This is a genomic window from Symmachiella macrocystis (genome assembly GCF_007860075.1).
GTDB lineage: Bacteria > Planctomycetota > Planctomycetia > Planctomycetales > Planctomycetaceae > Symmachiella > Symmachiella macrocystis.
On record NZ_SJPP01000005.1, the window covers coordinates 1 to 19,217 of the forward strand.

The 19,217-nt window shown below is 52.8% G+C and carries 15 protein-coding genes and 1 pseudogene; 12 read left to right on the plus strand and 4 right to left on the minus strand.

The genetic code is table 11. The annotated features are described in order from the left end of the window. Positions 1-875: DDE-type integrase/transposase/recombinase (locus CA54_RS28420; RefSeq protein ID WP_146374410.1), on the minus strand; the 875-nt coding region annotated here is incomplete at its 3' end. A gap of 536 nt (positions 876-1,411) precedes the next feature. Beyond that, positions 1,412-2,635 carry a hypothetical protein gene (locus CA54_RS28425; RefSeq protein WP_146374411.1) on the minus strand — a complete coding sequence of 408 codons (1,224 nt, stop codon included), beginning with the start codon at positions 2,633-2,635 and terminating at the stop codon, positions 1,412-1,414. A 415-nt stretch (positions 2,636-3,050) separates the two neighbouring features. Between CA54_RS28425 and CA54_RS28430 the strand changes: the two genes are divergently transcribed. Together CA54_RS28430 and CA54_RS28435 are read left to right on the plus strand one after the other, a co-directional pair. After that, positions 3,051-4,508, plus strand: coding sequence for an RNA polymerase sigma factor (locus CA54_RS28430; RefSeq protein WP_146374412.1), 1,458 nt, complete (start codon positions 3,051-3,053; stop codon positions 4,506-4,508). Between the two features lie 726 nt (positions 4,509-5,234). Then, a complete protein-coding gene (locus CA54_RS28435) occupies positions 5,235-6,371 on the plus strand; it encodes a leucine-rich repeat domain-containing protein (RefSeq protein ID WP_146374413.1) in 1,137 nt (378 codons plus the stop codon). Positions 6,372-6,593: 222 nt separating this feature from the next. Here CA54_RS28435 and CA54_RS28440 read toward each other — a convergent pair whose 3' ends face one another. After that, a complete protein-coding gene (locus CA54_RS28440) occupies positions 6,594-7,574 on the minus strand; it encodes an integrase core domain-containing protein (RefSeq protein ID WP_146374414.1) in 981 nt (326 codons plus the stop codon). Positions 7,575-8,337: 763 nt separating this feature from the next. Here CA54_RS28440 and CA54_RS28445 point away from each other — a divergent pair. The 10 genes and pseudogenes from CA54_RS28445 to cheB all read left to right on the plus strand — a co-directional run bounded on the left by CA54_RS28445 (position 8,338) and on the right by cheB (position 18,301). Next, positions 8,338-10,191, plus strand: coding sequence for a serine/threonine-protein kinase (locus CA54_RS28445; protein ID WP_146374415.1), 1,854 nt, complete (start codon positions 8,338-8,340; stop codon positions 10,189-10,191). Between the two features lie 233 nt (positions 10,192-10,424). Further along, a complete protein-coding gene (locus CA54_RS28450) occupies positions 10,425-10,952 on the plus strand; it encodes a chemotaxis protein CheW (RefSeq protein WP_231963234.1) in 528 nt (175 codons plus the stop codon). 158 nt (positions 10,953-11,110) lie between these two features. Beyond that, positions 11,111-12,253, plus strand: coding sequence for a methyl-accepting chemotaxis protein (locus CA54_RS28455; RefSeq protein ID WP_197532934.1), 1,143 nt, complete (start codon positions 11,111-11,113; stop codon positions 12,251-12,253). Between the two features lie 12 nt (positions 12,254-12,265). Then, positions 12,266-13,096, plus strand: coding sequence for a CheR family methyltransferase (locus CA54_RS28460; RefSeq protein ID WP_261343786.1), 831 nt, complete (start codon positions 12,266-12,268; stop codon positions 13,094-13,096). A gap of 127 nt (positions 13,097-13,223) precedes the next feature. Then, positions 13,224-13,496 (plus strand): annotated as a pseudogene (locus tag CA54_RS30295) (Hpt domain-containing protein); the annotation flags it as partial. Between the two features lie 138 nt (positions 13,497-13,634). Further along, a complete protein-coding gene (locus CA54_RS30050) occupies positions 13,635-15,656 on the plus strand; it encodes a chemotaxis protein CheA (RefSeq protein WP_315851740.1) in 2,022 nt (673 codons plus the stop codon). A 53-nt stretch (positions 15,657-15,709) separates the two neighbouring features. Beyond that, the gene (locus CA54_RS28470; RefSeq protein WP_146374418.1) at positions 15,710-16,324 is read left to right on the plus strand and encodes a chemotaxis protein CheC; all 615 of its coding nucleotides are present in this window, start codon (positions 15,710-15,712) and stop codon (positions 16,322-16,324) included. Next, entirely contained in the window at positions 16,317-16,859 is a 543-nt protein-coding gene (locus CA54_RS28475; RefSeq protein WP_197532935.1) for a chemotaxis protein CheD, read from the plus strand. Before CA54_RS28470 ends, CA54_RS28475 begins: the two co-directional genes overlap by 8 nt. Positions 16,860-16,872: 13 nt before the next feature. Further along, entirely contained in the window at positions 16,873-17,244 is a 372-nt protein-coding gene (locus CA54_RS28480; RefSeq protein WP_197532936.1) for a response regulator, read from the plus strand. Further along, positions 17,237-18,301 (plus strand): chemotaxis-specific protein-glutamate methyltransferase CheB, encoded by a 1,065-nt coding sequence (cheB, locus tag CA54_RS28485; protein ID WP_146374419.1) that lies wholly within the window; start codon positions 17,237-17,239, stop codon positions 18,299-18,301. Before CA54_RS28480 ends, cheB begins: the two co-directional genes overlap by 8 nt. A 200-nt stretch (positions 18,302-18,501) precedes the next feature. On the opposite strand, the gene CA54_RS28490 is transcribed toward cheB, so the two are convergent. Then, positions 18,502-19,206: an integrase core domain-containing protein gene (locus CA54_RS28490; RefSeq protein WP_197532938.1), complete on the minus strand. Its 705-nt coding sequence runs from the start codon at positions 19,204-19,206 to the stop codon at positions 18,502-18,504. Between the last annotated feature and the right edge of the window lie 11 nt (positions 19,207-19,217).

A 19,217-nucleotide genomic window follows, 5' to 3' on the forward strand; every position in this document is an offset into this window, starting at 1 on the left:
TGCTGCTCGCCAAACATCAGGAAATTGTCCAAGCATTCCTGCTTGATGCTCTGGATGACCCGTTCGCAGCGCGAGTTGAGGTTCGGGCTCTGGACCGGCAGGACCTTGACCTTCAGTCCTTCGGCTTTGAACACGTCGTCGATCTGTGCCGTGAACTTCGTGTCGCGATCGCGTATCAGACAGGCTGGCTTGTCCTCGCAATCAGCGGTGTGCATCGAAAAGTTCCTCGCCTGCTGCGTGACCCACGCCGAATCGGGATGCGCCTTGGAATTCGTGACGAAGGTTTCACGGGTTTCGACATTGATGAAGACCAACAGAAAATAGTTCACGATTCCCCGCGGCGTAATGGCGCGTTGCGTGAAGAAGTCGCAGGCCCAGAGCGTCTTGGCGTGCATCTTGACGAACTGTTCCCACGAACCTTGCGAGCGTTTGGGCGACGTGTCGATCCCCTCCTCTTTGAGAATGTTCCGAACTGTTTGCCGACAGATACGGTTGATCCCCAGGCGACGCAGCTCACCGAGGATACGCGTGTACCCGACACCCGTTTCACGAGCGATCTTGCGGACCAACTTACGCAATACTTGCCGTTTTCTGGGGCGTCCCGGCTTGGTCGGCTTGTAGCCACGTCGCTCCTCCCGGACCCAGCGATGAAACGTGCTGGGGGGGGCGATGCTAATCAGGCGGTCGATGTCCTTGCCGAGAGGTTTCCCGAATTTGAGCAACCGGGCACGCTCTTCCGGCTTCGTGTGGATTTCACCGGGGATGCGAGCGCGAAGTATCGACAGTTCTTCTTTCAAATATTGGACATGTTTGGCCAATCTGTGTTCAGAGGCATTTGCGATGAGCAGCAACAGCGGGTGAAACAGCCGGGACATCCCGTGCCTGTCTGTGATTTCGATAAGGTGTTGTCGAATTGGGAGATCGCATTGTTTTTGTACCCCGCCGGAACGTGCGTCACAACAATTCGGCGCCGACAATCCACGGTTTTGAGCGACGAAAAATCTCTCTTTGTCGCGCAAGCTGTTAACCAATGAGTCAAAGGTTTTGGCACTCTCCTCCGGTTAACACAAAGAGAGACATTTCTGTTAACCAAAAATCGTGCGAGCGACATTCGATTTTGTCGCCCGAAGCCGATTTCGCGTCGCCTCCCCTGCTCCGCTCACGCCGTAACGTGCGCTCGCTTCATGCCTTACGGCGGTTAACAGGTCCAATGTCTCTTTGCACAAAGAGATATTGGTTCGAAGAGGGTTTTGAACGGGGAGATAGGGAGCGATAGCCTTACTTGGTTGAAAATTGGTCCAGGGAATGGGGTATATGTCTCTCTTCAAATGGATTATTTTTAGAATGCGAAACACCAGGTAAGGAGTTGACGTCGCCGACTGAAACGAGCCCGGCCAAGACAGCTCCGTTCCTACCACGTTCCATAATACCCTTGTAGCCAGAAGATGGGAAAAATCGGAATCCACTTGTTGTCTTTGAGTTTGTCGAACTGCACGGTGACCTGCGTTGTGCCGTCGTCGTGCAACTCGATCGCCCCTCCTCCTACCGGAAGTTTCGTGGCGTCGTCTTTGGTGTCCTGAAGGCCAAACCATTGTTTGGCCGGCTTCATTGCATTGTTAGGAGCATTCGGAAGGTAGATCACTTCCAGCGTGTTGCGATGGCTGGGCTGACACATCCAAACGAGACCGTTTAGTTTTTGGTTCTCAATGGCTGGAATGTTCCGGAGTCCCCACGTGTTGGCTGTCGAATCGACATACGACCACTGCGGCAACGTGTCAGGCAGAGCGCGATCGTCAGCTTGTCCGTCAACGCGATGGAGAATCTCCTCTAGATATGCGTCGCTAGTTGCCGAGAGGATCACGTTCGCCCCGACAGTCGTGACGTACACGCCTTGCCATGGTTTGAGCTTGTAAAACGACTCCATTTCGTTCTTGTCGGCCGGAAAAACGAACACGTCGTGGCCGCTCATCCGACGTATCTGATTGGCGTCGCGGCGCAACGCCTTCAAATACTCCTTGCCGGCTGTCGCCAGTTCGTCCTTGAAAGCCAAGATACTGCAGCCTTCGTAACGATACGTACCGAAAGCACTCACGACTTCGTAGTTTCGTCCGCCGTAGACAACCAGAGGCACGGTAACATCTTTGAGAAGCTTGACGTAGGACCCGCTTTTCAACATGTTGCCGCAGCCAAGCGTTGAAAACTTCCCCAAAGCCACTGACTTGGCCAAGTAGTTCATCGACGTGGTCAGTTGCTGAGATCTCTCAACACTCACTTTCTCCCGAACATCGCCTTCGGCGGATCGCGTCGGCTTGGAAAGCGGTACGTCATGCGCGACGATCAAGGTTTCTGTATCGACCGGAAGCCATTTCAGGAACTTCTCCACCTGAGGTGACAGCTTCGCTTCCACTTCTGCATTTGAATCGTCTTTGGCTGGCTTATGTTCATTCGCGGCTCCCTTAACCAAGTGAACGAGAATCTGCTTGGTGGAGGCTTTCCGCTCAACTGATGGGGTCCTCCGCCCGTTTTTGCTTTCGGCGCCTGGTTGAAGTCCTTGCCAGAATGCGGAAAGCTTACTGCCTGCCGTCGACAGAACGGCCAAGAGTAGTAAGAAACTCAGCATAGTACTTCTTTTCATGTCATAACCCCTGCTCTACCAAAGAGATTGGTTCAATCGCTTTCCTGCGAAAAGGACGGCCGATATTAGGACGATGCTTTTGACACGAAATAACGCAACAAAGTAGAGAATGATTAAGAAGTCCCAAAAGTCCTTCGGAATTTGGCACACCTAGTCCTGCCTCCATGGATGACACCAGTCACATGGACTGATTCTATCGCCAGAAGCGCCGATCCATTTTGTGGTAAGCAGGACTAGTCTAACCACCCGAAGGTCGCGTTCCCCAGCAGTAGGTGCACGTAAGGTTACCTCTTGGCTCGTTTGTCGAATTCCCCGGCTATTTGAGGGAATGGGGCTTTTCCGGAAATTCTTGTCACCGGCTGTAGTGCATTGGTCTCTATGATATTGTTAGACCATCAACCGCAAAAGGCTTCCTATGAAATCTATCGATCCTATCGACTTGTATGCGGCAACTGATGCTGAACTGATTCAACTTTGCGGGCAGGGCGACCAAAATGCTTATGGCCAAGTCGTTGAGCGATATCAGTCGCTTGTGTGCTCTGTCGCCTATAACCGCTGTGGCGACCTGGCGCTGAGCGAGGATCTTGCACAAGATGCTTTCATTCTCGCCTGGCAAAAGCTGGCCGACCTGAAGGAGGTCAGCAAGTTCAAGGCGTGGATTTGCACAATCGTACGAAATCTGGCCCATCGATCGTCGCAACGATTGGAACGTGGCGTCACTCGCGTTGCACATCTGGATGCGGTTCCTGACATTCCCTCAATTATTGAAACTCCGAGCGAACGGGCGGCGAGAGCGGAAGAAGAGAAGTTGGTATGGCAAGCGTTGGCCGACGTGCCGGAAAAATACCGCGAGCCTTTGATTTTGTTCTACCGTGAAGGCCAGTCGGTCGCTCGGGTCGCCGATGCGTTGGACTTGTCTGAGGATGCCGTGAAGCAGCGATTGTCGCGAGGCCGGAATATGTTGCGACAGCATCTTGCTGCAGTCGTTGAAACAGTACTGTCCGATTCCAAACCGGCAAAGGCATTTACGGGCGCTGTCATATTGGGGCTGTCCGGGGCAACATCAAATTCGGCGGCTGCAGCAGGAGTCACGACTGCTACGACGACCGTCGCAAAATCGGCTATCGGTGCTGGAGTGGGAAGCGGACTGGGCGGTCTCTTGCTATGGCCGATCCTGAATTTGCCCGTGATTGCTTGGTTGTTCAAGTCGGCATTTGACGACGCTCGTTCGGTACAAGAGCGGCAGTTGTTGCACCGCAATTTGTTCATTGGGTTTTGCGGTTTCGTAGTCTATGCGGCGACGCTTTTTTCGTCGCTTTGGTGGCAGCAGTACATCGAACCTCCCTTGTTGCGACCTTATTTGCCAGCTGCGCTGATGATTGTGTTCCTCATTCCCTGGATCGTCTTTAGTCGACAAATGGGAAAACGAGTCGAACGTATTCGCATCGAAGCGGGGACTTTCACTCCATCAAGGCCGCTCTTCGAATCCGATAACAATGGACCAATTACTTTGAAGGTCTGCGGAATCTTCTGCCTCAGCTCGCTGCTTGTGATCGCCGGACCTGCCGTCTTGCCATTAATAGCTCATGACTGGATTGTATTGTGGGCGATGTTCGCGACAGCGATCGGCATAAGTTTCATTGCAGCCCAGGTCAGCCTTCGACTTCCGAAGTGGTCTTTCCAGTTGTTCGGTGTTGGCACTGGGCTAACAGCATTTGTGACAATTCTCATCATGTTTTGGAGGCGGAGTGTCTGGGCATCAGCTTTTGTCGACTTCATCCCTTGGTACCTTGGAACCATGACAGCCGTAACAATGACTCAAGTTATCCTTACCACAATTGCCTGGAAACGGGTTTACGGCAGGCGGGAATAGGCGGACGAACGTATGTAGATGTCTAGGGAGCACGAGTCAGCTTGCGAGAAGCCACGTCCGCTTCGCTACGTGCTGATTGTAATGACGCCAAGCACTGTGTCAGAAAACGTTCGGAATTTGGCACACCTAGTTGCCAGCAGGACTAGTGCCCGCAGCGGCGGGCACTAGCGTGCATTCTGCCACCTGCGAATTCAAAATGCCATCAGTCCGTCGTGGCGGTGGTAGATGATATTAATTGTGGAAGACGGTCTGAGCAACTTGTTTGTTCCGGTAGAGCGGACCCAACCATCACTTTTTGGACCGATTGAGCGGTAGCAACAGCCGTTAACCCACACAAAGAGACTCTCTCTGCTCGAACCGAGAGTGTCGGGATTTAGCGGTGCTAGATTGGACGTCATTGTGGTTTGCGAAGGTTTTGTATGTTTGCTTTAACAGAGACGGATGATGTAATGGACATCACCGTGGGGAAGGATGCGGAGCGTAGCGAAGCAGGCTTCCCCACGGCGGCCGGCGACAGATCGATAAAGCCTGGGTCGTGTGAGACCGTCAAAGAGCGTGGTCGTCGTCGGCGTTTGGATTTTAGCCTGAACAGCCGCAAGAGCCGAAGGCAACGTCGCGTTTTTTCTGAATTGTTCGAACTTACGACAAAATAACTATGCTGGTATACTTGAGCGTGATTGCCCCGTCATGTAGTTGTTATCACCTTTGAGTTGTGATTGAGGCCATATGATGCGTTTTCAACTTCTTCTCTTGTTCGCTGTGTATTCGGTCTCTGCGAGCGTTGTGATTGCTTTTGACGAATCCGATGAATCTAAGGCGATTAAGAAGATCGAACTACTTGGCGGAAAAATTAAGCGAGACGACAAGTTGCCGAATCACCCTGTCGTCGGAGTTTCACTCGTCGGGAGCAAACGGTTCAACGACAAATACATTCATTTGCTGAAAGCATTCAACAACGTCACAAAACTTGACATCAGCGGCACCAAAATAACAGACAAGGGACTGAAGCAGATTTCCGAACTCAAGAGCCTGGCAGAATTGAATCTGATCGAGACCAGCGTTACATCTGCAGGTGTCCTTGAACTGCGTGCATCTTTACCAAAGTTGCGGGTCTTCGAGCAGGCCACGTCTCTCCAATCGATCAAAGAACTGGGCGGTAGAGTTCAGTGGAAAGGCAATGTTCAGGGACGACGGGATATCACTGTTTTTTTTGCTGACAATCACAATTTCGGTGACGAGCAGGTACATCTCTTGATACCGCTCAAGAATGTGAAGATGCTCCACCTTCAAAACACCAAAATTACCGATACCGGTCTGAAAGAATTGAAAAAACTCAAGAACCTGACGGTACTCGTCCTCTATGGGAACCAGATCACAGACGAGGGTCTGAAAGAATTGAAGGAACTGAAGAAGTTGTACTCGCTCTGGCTCGGAAATACGAAAATCACAGACAACGGACTGAAGGAATTGCTAGTACTCCCAAACCTCGCACAGCTTGACCTCTCACGATCCCAGATTACAGATTTGGGGCTGAAGACCCTGGGGGAATTCAAGAAACTGAATAACCTCAATCTCAGTTCATCCCCAATTACGGATGTTGGTTTGAAGGAACTAAGTAGCCTCAATTTGACGAGACTCGATCTCGTGAATACCCAGATCACAGATATTGGGCTGAAAGAGATGAGAAAATTCAAGAAACTGAGTTTTGTCAACCTTAGGGGAACTCGAATCACGGATGCGGGGTTGATGGAATTCAAAGCCATCAAGAACCTAAATGCCGTCTTCCTCGGAGATACCAAAGTTACGGATGCGGGCATGAAGGAACTCAAGGAACTTTTGCCGAATGTGCAGATCGGGCGATGAGAAACGATCAAGGCCGCGCGGTCCAAAAACAATGATGGCGCGCGGTCCAAAAACAGTGACGGACGCAAGTCGAACGACAAAACGAAGTTGGCCTCAAGATTTCTTGAACGTACTGTTGGCGGAAATCATGGTAGCGAGCGAGGAATTTGATTTCAAACCGGGACTGACAGCCCAAACGCGCACGGGGAGCAAAGATGCGAAGAGTAGCGAAATCGAAAAAAGTCACGCTGCACGTTCGTACCACTTGATCAGGCCGCCGAGTCGCTCGCGACGGACGATGTCATTTAGTACGATCGTATTGTTCTCGGGTAGTGGATCATCGCATGTTGGAGGCAGATGTCCACAGGCGGAATGGGCACGATCATCGTTGTAGTAGCGGACGTATTCACGGACGCGGTAGTTCAGATGCTGCTCGCCAAACATCAGGAAATTGTCCAAGCATTCCTGCTTGATGCTCTGGATGACCCGTTCGCAGCGCGAGTTGAGGTTCGGGCTCTGGACCGACAGGACCTTGACCTTCAGTCCTTCGGCTTTGAACACGTCGTCGATCTGTGCCGTGAACTTCGTGTCGCGATCGCGTATCAGACAGGCTGGCTTGTCCTCGCAATCAGCGGTGTGCATCAAAAAGTTCCTCGCCTGCTGCGTGACCCACGCCGAATCGGGATGCGCTGTGGAATTGGTGACAAAGATCTCGCGGGTCTCGACATTGATGAATACCAACAGTAAATAGTTTACAAGACCCCGCGGTGTGATGACGCGCTGCGTAAAGAAGTCACAAGCCCACAACGTTTTACCGTACATCTTAATGAATTGCTCCCAGGAGCCACGGAATCGCTTGGGCGAGGTGTCGATCCCCTCCTCTTTGAGGATGTTCCGAACTGTTTGCCGACAGATACGGTTGATCCCCAGGCGCCGCATCTCGCCGAGGATACGCGTGTACCCGACACCCGTTTCGCGGGCGATCTTGCGGACCAGTTCACGGAGCACTTTCCGCTTCCGCGGGCGTCCAGGCTTGGCCGGTTTGTAGCCGCGTCGCTCTTCCCGGACCCAGCGATGGAACGTGCTGGGGGTAACGATGCTAATCAGGCGGTCGATGTCTTTGCCCAGCGGTTTGCCAAACTTGAGCAGCCGAGCACGCTCCTCCGGCTTGGTGTGGATTTCGCCAGGGATGCGAGCGCGGAGGATCGTCAGTTCTTCTTTCAAGTATTGGACGTGTTTGGCCAGTTGGTGTTCAGAAGCATTCGCAATGAGCAGCAACAGCGGGTGAAACAGCCGGGACTTCCTGTGTCTGTCTGTGATTTCGATAAGGTGTAGTCGAATTGGGAGATCGCATTGTTTTTGTACCCCGCCGGAACGTGCGTCACAACAATTCGGCGGCGAAAACTAGGGGTGTCGAACGTAGAAAAACGTCGCTTTGTCGCGCATGCTGTTGACCAATGGGTCAAAGGTTTTGGCACTCTTCCTCGGTTAACACAAAGAGAGGCATTTCTGTTAACCAAAAATCGCGCGCGACATTCGATTTTTGTCGCGCTAAGCCGATTTCGCATCGCTTGCCCTGCCCTGCTCTCTCCGTAACCTGCTCGCGTTCCATGCTTTAGGTCGCGGCGTCCGTCAAATGTCTCTTTGCACAAAGAGATATTGGTTCGAAGAGGGTTTCGAACGGGGAAGTATTGAACGGGAATCGTAGGCCCAGCGCTTCTAGGCGTGCAAGGCCAGAGATTGATCCCAGGTGACGCAGGAGCGCTTGGGCAATTATTCGCCCCCTCATTCTTGAGAATATTGCGGACCGTTTTCCAGCAGATGTGCTTGGTGCCGAAGCGACAAGAATGCGGTATACTACAGTGGCTTTATGAAATGGCCTTCATCGAGCATTACTTCAGTATCAAAGGGATTTGACGATCTCTAATCGGGCTTAGTAGTATACATTCTGACGTGAATACCAGACATTTAATGGAGAAGTCGTCCAATGGCTAATCAAGGTGCCAGCAACGACTCGGTGGAGAACCGAGCGGGGGAACCTCAAACTCCTATCACGGAGCATGAACCCGATTTGGATTCGGAGACCGTATGTGATGGCCTGAATGTAAAAACAGTTATGGGCGCCAAGACGGAGTTCGACAATAACGAGTTTCCGACAGTGCCAGAACTGGAGGTCGGGTCCTCGTTGGGAAAATACGAGATCCGCCAGCTCCTTGGTACCGGAGGGATGGGGGCCGTCTATTTGGCGTTTGATCCGATGATCGAACGTGAGGTAGCCGTGAAGGTTCTTCCGCCTGAGATTGCTTCGCGACCGCAGGCGTTGGATCGCTTTCTCACCGAGGCCAAGGCCACCGGAAAACTGAACAATCAGCACGTTGTCGCGATCTATGACATTGGCGTCCAGGACAACTTGAATTACATCGTAATGGAGGTGATCCGTGGGGGGAGCGTTCTTGATCTGATGGAGCAGTCCGGCTCGTTGCCCTGGGAGGATGCCTGCCGAATCGTGGCGGACGCTGCCGATGGATTAGAAGCCGCTCATGCGGCAGGACTTGTGCATCGCGACATCAAACCCGAAAACCTGATGTTGACAGAGGGCCGGGTCGTCAAGGTTGTCGACTTCGGTCTGGCGAAATTGGTGGATGCAGCCAATCATACACGGACCGCCGTGACCAAAGCTGGCCAGGTAATGGGCACGCCACAATTCATGAGCCCCGAGCAATTCAGCGGCGCCAACATCGATCACCGCAGCGACATTTACAGTCTTGGCGGGACTTTATTTCAACTCCTGACGGGCCAGTTTCCGTTCGACAACTGTCCGACAATTGTGCAATTGATGTACGCCCATTTGGAACAACCGGTTCCGGATCCCAACGAGTTGAACGGTAATTTGCCTGCTGGATGCCGAGACGTGATCGCGCGGGCGATGGCAAAGGAGCCCCAGGAGCGTTATCAGGATGCAGCCGAGATGGCGCGCGACCTACGGTCGCTCGATCATCGACAATCTGAGCCGACATCTGGTACCAAACCGGAGAGGATTATTGAAGAATGGCGGACACTGGAATCGGTCTGCATCATTGAGCCATCGAAGATACAGGCTCTAATGCTGCGCGATGCTCTGGCAAAGTCAGGAATCTCATCGATCCGTGTGCACGACCGGGCGGCAGAGGCAACCAGCGATCCCTCGCTGGTTCCCGACGTTGTAGTGACATCCATGCATGTTCCCGATCTGAGCGGTGTCGACATGATTAAAAAGCTGCGTACCGACCAGCGATTGCAACAGTCGATGTTGGTCCTCAATTCAAGCGATTCGACAGTCGATGAATTGATCGACGCCGGAAAAACCGGTGCGCTGGCGCTCGTCTCAAAGAAAACTAAGCCGGACGACATCTTACGGGCAGTACATGCTTGCACGTTCCTGAACGCGCCGAAAATGTCATTTGACGTTCCAATCGATCCACTTTCCCTGCGCGTGTTGATTGTCGGTGACGGAGACCAGATTCCGTATTCAATGGCCGAGTTGATTCGTAGTGTCGGTTTGCTCGACGTTGAAATCACAACACTGGTGGATCTCGGGACAGAGAAGGGACCGGTTGGCAAGTTTGACTTAGCAATTCTACTACGCACCGCTGGCGACGCGACTGGCGATACCAAGCTCTACGCCGGCCGGTTGCTGCGAGTGTCTGAAGCCAAGACAATCGAAGTGAAAGCGACTGCGGCGGTGCAGGTTGATGGCCATCAGATGACTCTCCGAGCGTTGTCATGTAGGAGTTTCACGGCAGTAACTCGCTGTCTGCTCGATGATATCCGGCTGACACGCATTCTCCAGATCACGTTGTGATCGTCTTTCTACCAAAGCGAGGCCTTAGGCAGCGTGCCCTCTTTCAAGGTAGAACTTCCGCTGCCAGTTTTGCGAGTCGTAACGGATATATAATATGTGTGTGTGCGGTTGATTCGCTCCTTGGCTAATAGAATGATGCATATTGCTTTTGGGTACCTCAGCACTCATAATAAGGCATGCCCCAGGTTACCCACATTGACCAAACCGTTAGCTAAATTCAGCGAGCCATAACCGTGCAGGAACCAAGCAACTCGGCACTCAGCGAATCTATGGTCCGGAACAATAACACGGCTCAGTTCGTGGGCTTTCGATTGGAAGACCAGGAGTACGCATTCCGGATCGAGCAGATCCAGGAGATTGTTATTCTCCCGCAAATCACGCATACGCCCCAGGTTCCCGCCTACGTAGAGGGCGTCAGTAACCTCCGTGGAACGATCATTCCGATCATCAATCTGCGGTGTCTGTTTGGTCTCGAATCGCGACCGGCGGATCGTGAGAGTCGCACGATCGTGGTTAATGTCGGCGAACGAACGATGGGATGCACGGTGGATGCCGTCACACAGGTCATCCGCATCCCCGCCGAGAGCATACAGCCTGCACCAGACATGATTACCGCCGACCAGACAGGTTATATCACCGGCTTCGCCAAGCTCGATGACCGAATCCTCGTGATTCTGAACATCAATGAATTATTGGAGCCAGACAAGCTCGATCAGGTTCAACGAGCGGCGATTCACGATACCGCGACATCTGAAATGTAATTCTCAGTATTCTAACGCAACTAGAGATGACATCCATGGCCAAATCCACTCCCACACGTCGCTCTCGCAGAGCGTCTCAGAGCCAGCGAACGAAAACCGGCAGCAGTACGTCCAGTGTCATTGATGAGAAACTGGCTTCTGTCGAGAATGCTGGGCTAATGGATGCCATCAATAAGTCTCAAGCAGTAATTGAGTTTGAGATGGACGGCACGATCATTGCAGCCAACGAGAACTTCTTAGACGCGATGGGCTACACTCTGGACGAGGTTCGGGGCAAACATCACAGCATGTTTGTCGACGAAGACACCCGATTGAGTACCGCGTACAAGGAGTTCTGGGCTCAATTGAATCGAGGAGAGTACATGGCGGGTGAGTACCGCCGTGTGGGAAAGAATGGCCAAAACGTCTGGATCCAAGGTTCGTACAACCCAATTCTTGACCTTGATGGCAAGCCGATCAAAGTTGTCAAGTTTGCGACGAACGTGACTGAGCGAGTGCAATTGGAAAAAAACGCAATCGAACAAAAAAAGAAGACACAGGAATTAATCGAACTCGTCGTCGAAAGTGCCGATCAGTTTGCCGAAGGCTCGAAGGCGATTGCTTCCAGCAGTGCGACTCTCAGCGACGGCGCGCAGACACAGGCTGCTACGGTCGAAGAGATGACCGCATCTATCGACGAACTGACCGGCTCCATCCAAGTGATTTCAAAGAGTGCGGTTGGCTCCAAAGAGCAGGCTGACGAGACCGCGACAATGGCTAAGGATGGCGGAAATTCTGTCAATGAGGCAATCAACGCGATGCGCCTGATCGAGAAGTCGAGCGAGCAGATTAATGACATCATTCAAGTGATCAGCGAGATCGCTAGCCAGACGAACCTGTTGGCTCTCAATGCAGCCATCGAAGCCGCTCGAGCTGGCGAGCACGGCTTGGGATTCGCGGTGGTAGCCGACGAAGTGCGCAAACTTGCCGAACGCTCCAGTGAGGCCGCCAAGGAGATTACGCAGTTGATTAAGGAATCGTCTCGCCGAGTTGCCGAAGGGGCGCAATTGTCAGAGAACGTGGGCGACTCCCTCAAAGCGATCGTTGCCGCCGCTGACAAGACGGCGGCGGGAATCACCCATATCGCCGAGCAGACCGAAACCCAATCGATTAGCGCGAGCGAAACCCATTCCGCAATTAAGTCCGTTTCTGACACGACAGAATCGAACGCGGCCAGCGCTGAGGAACTGGCTGCGAGTGCAGAACAACTTGGTGCTCAAGCTGCCAATCTACAGCAACTCGTGTCGCAATTCAACATGTAAGGAGGCAAGCCAGTGGATCCCGTTGAACTCAATGAGGACGAGTTCACTCGATGTCAGGAATTCATTTATCGAATGAGTGGAATCCGTGTTCCGAAGACGAAGCGGTCACTCCTCAGCAGCCGCATTCGCCGACGGGTGAAAGCGGGTGGGTTTGATGGATATCAATCATATTTGCAACATCTGACATCCCATCAAGGAAAAAAAGAGGTTGCGTGTTTTCTGGATGTTGTCACAACCAACGAAACATTCTTCTTTCGGACGGATAAGCACTTTGACTGGTTTCGCTCACAGTTCATCCCGCAGGTTGTCCGAGAGGCACAGGTAGGAATGCGATCCAAATCATTGCGTATTTGGTCAGCGGCGTGCAGTACGGGCGAGGAACCGTACTCGCTGGCAGTTTGTCTGGCCGAAAACCAACTCCGCCTGAGGAATTGGACCCTCAAGATTGTCGGCACCGACATCAATGCCGAAGTCATTCAGAAAGCCGAACGTGGCGCCTACGACGAACGCGCGGTCAAAGGAGTCGACGACAAACGCCGAAAGCGGTACTTTACGAAACAGGCAGGAGATTCCCAGTGGTACGTACGGCCTGCCTTAAAAGACATGGTTGAATTTCGACGACACAATTTGATCGAGCCAATGGAAGTAAAGCCTTTTGACTGTATCTTCATCCGCAATGTCCTAATCTATTTCGACCGCGAATCCAAGAAGAAAGTGATCGGCAATTTGATTAGCCGCATGGTCGACAACGCCTGGCTCGTGGTCGGTCCCTCAGAAGGAATCTATGACATGCTTGGAGACCTGAAGAAGCACTCAACATTCCTCTACCAGAAGGTTAAATAAGCCCATTGAGTTGCATATACCAATTGTGCGACTCAACGGGCTGTATACGGCAGCAAGGCATTAGGGCAATCTCGTGGAAGACGATCCTCAACAACCCGATCCCAGCGAACCGTCGTCATCAGACGAGATGACGGATTATCTCCAGATCTACCTCGACGAGTGCGATGAGGAATTGGAAGCGTTCGTCGAGTCGCTGCTAACGCTGGAAGATGATCCACACAATATCGAGGCACTCAACGAAGCATTCCGCCTATTGCATACGCTCAAGGGTTCGTCGGGAATGATGGGCTTCGAGGGCGTGAGCGAATTGACCCACGAATTTGAAAATCGCTTTGAAACTTTTCGCACAGGCGATCGAATACTCGACAAGGCGACCATGGACCTCTTGCTGGAGTGCGTAGATTTTCTCCGGGCATTCAATGACGGTCTCCGCCGCGGTGAACAGCCCCCAGGGGATGGCAGTCACCTAATTGCACGACTGGCAGAACTCGATCAAAAGTCCGCCAACCCCAGTGCTGCGAATGACTTCTCTGTCGATGTGCCTGATGACCTGCCAGACCGATCTGCCAAGACATTGGCATTACAGGGTGCATATCGCGTGCGGGTCTGCTTCAAACCTGGACTTCAACTTGCCGATCTGAAAGCGCGTTTGATTGTTGCGAGGCTATCACAGATCGGTGAGATTGTGGCCACCGATCCATCCATTGACGAGGTCCAGAGTGTAGACGATCTACCACAATTTGCGGTCATCGTCATGTCAAATCACGATCCCAACGAGGTGCGTGAGATTGCCGATGTTGATGGTGTGGAATCCGTCAAGATTGAGGGGGGGGCAATGCTCGACCCGTCCCTTGGCGACACCCTTACGCATGCAGACCAAGAGCCACCAGAAGCACAGACATCGACGGTCTCGGACGGCGACAAATCCGTTGCTCCCAGTCCTGAATCTGGCCTGACGGAAATCAAACACAGCGGTCCGCCGCCAAGAAAAGAGCGTGAGCCAGCCCATGCTATCCCCGAAAATGACACCGCTAGGGAAATCATATCCGATTCATCGCCGCCTAAAACGGTAATGTCTTCCGGCGATGAAACGAAACCCAGTCTCACAGGTGAAGCAAGTCGCCCAAAGGTCGCAGAGACAGTTCGGGTCGACATCAACCGACTGGACCGGCTGATGAATCTCACCGGCGAACTCGTTGTCACACGTGCACGTTTCACGCAGATTGCTAGTAATATGACATCCCTGTTTCGCAACAGGAGTGCCTCGAACCGAGCAAAGGATCTCAACGAACGCCTCAGGCTTCGGCTCCAGAAAATTCAAGAGTTGAGCGATTCGATGGGTACCGAAGCTAATGGCTGGGGGCACGTCCTCAAGGATCTGGAAGACGATCTGACCGAACTCGAAGAACAATCCACAATCTGGGAGCAGGGAAGGAGGCACTTCACACAGATTGCTGAATCTGTCGATCAGCTCAACCGGGTCTCCAACAACCTACAGCACAGTGTGTTGGAGACGCGCATGGTCCAGGTCGCCCCATTATTTAACCGATTTCGCCGGGTCATTCGGGATCTGTCAGTGGAACGCAACAAACACGTGCAGTTGGCCATTCTTGGTGAGAAGACCGAACTCGATAAACGCATGATTGATGAGCTCGGTGATCCGCTAATCCATCTGGTACGTAATTCGATCGACCATGGGCTGGAATCGGCAGACGAGCGTGCTCGACTGGGGAAACCAGAAGCAGGCACGATCTCTCTCGAAGCATCCCACAGCGGCAATAATGTTTTCATTCGTGTGCGCGACGACGGTGCCGGCATCAATGTCGAACGCATCCGCGAGAGATTGCTAGAACGAGGCCTTGTCTCAGAGGCTGGGTTGCGGGAACTTAGCGAACAGCAAGTGATCGAATTCATCTGGCATCCTGGGTTCACCACAGCAGAGAAGGTCACTGACATTTCCGGTCGCGGAGTCGGCATGGACGTTGTTCGCAATCGCATATTTGACTTAAATGGCACGATCGAAATCGATTCCAAGCCTGGACAGGGCGCAACCTTCACCATTCGACTACCATTGACACTCGCCATCATTCGCAGCTTGCTCGTCCGCTTCGGTGACGGTGTGTTTTCCCTCCCCATCGATGATGTTCGTGAAATAGTCTCTGTGCCCCGCCATGAGGTCTACTCTGTCCACAATCACCGTACAATCGACGTACGCGGGAAATTCATTCCGGTGGCCGGGATGAATGAGATATTTGAATGGAACACATTCCATAAAATGGCCTCGACTGCAGCCGGTGAAAGGACAACACCCACGGCCGTCAACATTGTCGTTTTGCAAAGCGGAGATCAGACAATTGGGCTGTGCGTGGACGAACTACTCGGGGGAGCTGATATAGTGATCAAGTCGCTGACCGACAATTTCACCAGCATCCAAGGCCTGTCTGGTGCTAGTGTGATGGGCGATGGCACCGTTTGCCTGATGCTCGATGTCAATGCCGTGGCCGAGTTGGCATCAGAACGTGCGCGACTGCCGGTGTCTCAAGGGACAATGGCCGAGTGAATCCGGATGGGTGAGTTTTAGTGCGAGCAACTTCCAGCATGTACGATCCACGATTGACTGAACCACAACTTCGGCGCCTTGAAGCAGCATTTCATGCAGGGGCTGCGGAGGCGTCTGAAGCAATGGCCAAATGGCTGGCAGTACCGTCAATGATCTTGATCGAATCACTCGATCAAAAACCTTTGGCCGAGGTCAGTGATCTGCTGGGCGACCCCGAGACAACACTCTGCGTCTGCGCAATGGATTTCGATGGATCGCTGAGCGGCCAGCTCGTGTTTGCATTTGAAGACGCTTGCGGACTCTCACTGACTGATCTTCTACTCAATCAGCCAGTGAAAACAGCTACCGAATGGGGCGAAATTGAACAGTCCGCAGCACTCGAATCGGCCAATATTATCGGCTGTGCCTACCTGAATTCACTGGCTAGGCAGCTTTCGGTGGAAACGCCGACAATAAACGAGTTGATTCCCTCGCCACCCACCTTCCAGCGAGATTTCGCCGAGAGCCTGCTGCAGTCTCTGTTCATGTCACAAGCCGTCGTGTCTAACACGGTATTCCTTGCCCGAGCTCGGTTCGAGATTCGAGGGCAACCGCTGAACTGGACGCTCCTATTGGTTCCCGACGCAACATCAATGGCGAAGTTACAGGAATCCTTGCCTAATGAATGAGTCACGGATCGAACGTATTCCCCAAACTCGGCGGCGGCACGTCGCCGGTCGAGCTACCAGTGGCGAAGCACCGGAAGTGGTTACTGTGCGGATGAGCGAGATTGCTGTTGTGACAAAGGGCGAAACCATCCGGACGTTGCTTGGCTCCTGCGTCGGCGTTGCCCTTTACGATCCGCACAAAAAAATCGGCGGCCTTGCCCACGTCGTACTACCGGATTCTCGCGGCCAAGAAGGTCTTCCGGGCAAGTTCGTTGACACGGCAATTCCAGAGTTGATTCGACTCATTTGCCTAAACAACGGCAGATTGAAGAGCTTAACAGCGAAACTTGCCGGTGGCGCGCGGATGTTCGCTACATCAGCCGACGTCGCGATTGGCGAGCAAAATCTGGCCGCCATCGAACGGGAACTCGAATCCCGCAACATTCCCATACTGGGACGACATTGCGGCGGGCAACAAGGGAGGCGAATGATGTTCACACCCAGCACAAGTCGTGTCCAAATTGAGATTGTTGGGTGCGACGCTGTAGAGATTTGATGAGGCTGACACAATGCCGAACCGATTGATGATTGTTGATGACGCACTGATCATGCGCATGAAGATTAAGGAGATCGCCGCACTGGCGGGCTGGACCATCGTCGCCGAAGCCGACAACGGCGAAGACGCCGTTGTAAAGTACAATGAACACCAGCCGGACCTGATGACCCTTGACATGGTTATGCCGAAAATGGACGGTTTAGCCGCGCTCAAGGCAATTCGTGAACAACATCCCTCAGCTCGAATCGTTATGGTCAGCGCGGTCAATCAAAAGGCAAAACTCCAGGAGTGCATCGTCAGTGGAGCCTTAGATTTCATCGTGAAGCCGTTCGATCCAGAACATCTGAAAGGCTTCTTTGTAAAGTACAAATGTAAGGATGAATAGAGTGGGTAAGAAGCGTCTACGGGTCGTCGTCGTCGATGATTCCACCCTGTCCCGGGTATTGATCCGCGATGCGCTGCGCGAAATCGACACAGTCTCGATCGTTGGCAGCGCCGAGAACGGTATCCTGGCGCTTAAAAAAATTGGTGAGTTGGATCCCGACGTTGTAACACTTGACGTCGAGATGCCAGGGATGGACGGCATTCAGGTATTGCGTGAAATGAAAATCCGCGGTGACCGTGCTCGAACGATCATGGTCAGCCGCCACACCGCTGCCGGCGCTCAAGTGACAACCGATGCGCTGATGGAAGGTGCATTCGATTTCATCCTGAAGCCATCCGGCGGAAATGTCGAGGCGAACAAACGAGAACTAACAGATGCCCTCGATGGCATTCTCGAGGCCGTTTATGAATCCTACTACGGATCAATCGATGTTGCATCAGTTGAGGATTCAGCCCAACAAGACGAATTTGTTGGCGAGACGTCTCGTTGTGAACTTGTTCTGATTGGCACCTCGACCGGAGGACCAGATGCGCTCAGACGACTCCTGCCTTCCTTGCCAGCAGGCTTTCGCGCACCGATTCTGGTTGTCCAGCATATGCCGCCAAACTACACTGCCAGCCTAGCCAACCGGCTCGACGAACTCTGCCCACTGAATGTTGTGGAAGCCCAGGATGATACACCAATTTTACCGGGATCGATCCTCATCGCCCCAGGCGGACGACACATGGGAATAGCGGGCAGTAAAGGCGGACTCGTCACGCGACTTAGCAACGATCCCCCAGAACACAGTTGTCGCCCCGCAGTGGACTATCTATTCCGTTCAGCATTCCAAACGGTGCCGCAAAAGAAAATGCTCGGCGTCATCCTGACTGGAATGGGCAATGACGGCACCGAAGGTTGCGCCCTACTCAAAGATTGCGGCGCTCGTATTCTAGCACAAGATGCACGTGAGTGTGTCGTCTACGGCATGCCGAAATCGGTCATCAAAAATGGTCTGGCTGATCGCATCATCCCCTTGAATCAAATGGCGGCTGCAATTTGCCGCGAGGCGAAGTGAACACAGTAGATCCGTCGCGCGGTCCAAATATAGTGAGCAACTGAAGTGGAGCGAAGATAGCAAGTACGCCTTAAAACGTGTGCGAAAACTGTTGGCTGAAATGATAGCAGTGAGCGGTAGTCGCGATTGAATTCGGGTCGTTTTTTCACGCTGCGCTTATATGGATTTCGCAGGTGTCGCGAACGGGAGCAATTAAAGAATCACGCAGCGCGTTCGTACCATTGGATCAGACTGCCGAGTCGTTCACGGCGGACGATGTCATCGAGAACGATGGTGTTGTTCTCCGGTGGCGGATCAGTGCATGAGGGCGATAAATGTCCACAGGCAGAGTGGGCTCGATCATCGTTGTAGTGGCGGACGTATTCACGGACAAGGTAGTTCAGATGCTGCTCGCCGAAGACCAGAAAATTGTTCAGGCATTTCTGCTTGATGCTTTTGATGACTCGTTCGTATCTGGAATTCAGGTTCGGGCTCTGTACCGGCAGGACTTTGATCTTTACACCTTCGGCTTTTAGTACATCGTCGGATTGTGCCGTGAATTTCGTGTCGCGATCGCGAATCAGGCAGGCTGGCTTTTCGTCGCGACCGGCCGTTTGCATGAGAAAGTTGCGGGCCTGCTGTGTTACCCATGCGGAATCGGGGTGCGCCGTGGAGTTGCTGACGAAGATATCGCGGGTCTCGACATTGATGAAGACCAACAGGAAATAGTTCACAAGCCCTCTTGGCGTGATGACATGTTTTGTGAAAAAGTCACAGGCCCAGAGGGTCTTGGCGTGGATCTTGATGAACTGCTCCCAAGAACCTTGAGACCGGTTGGGCGAGGTGTCGATCCCCTCCTCTTTGAGGATGTTGCGGACCGTTTGTCGGCAGATGCGGTTGATGCCGAGCCGCCGCAACTCGCCCAAGATGCGCGTGT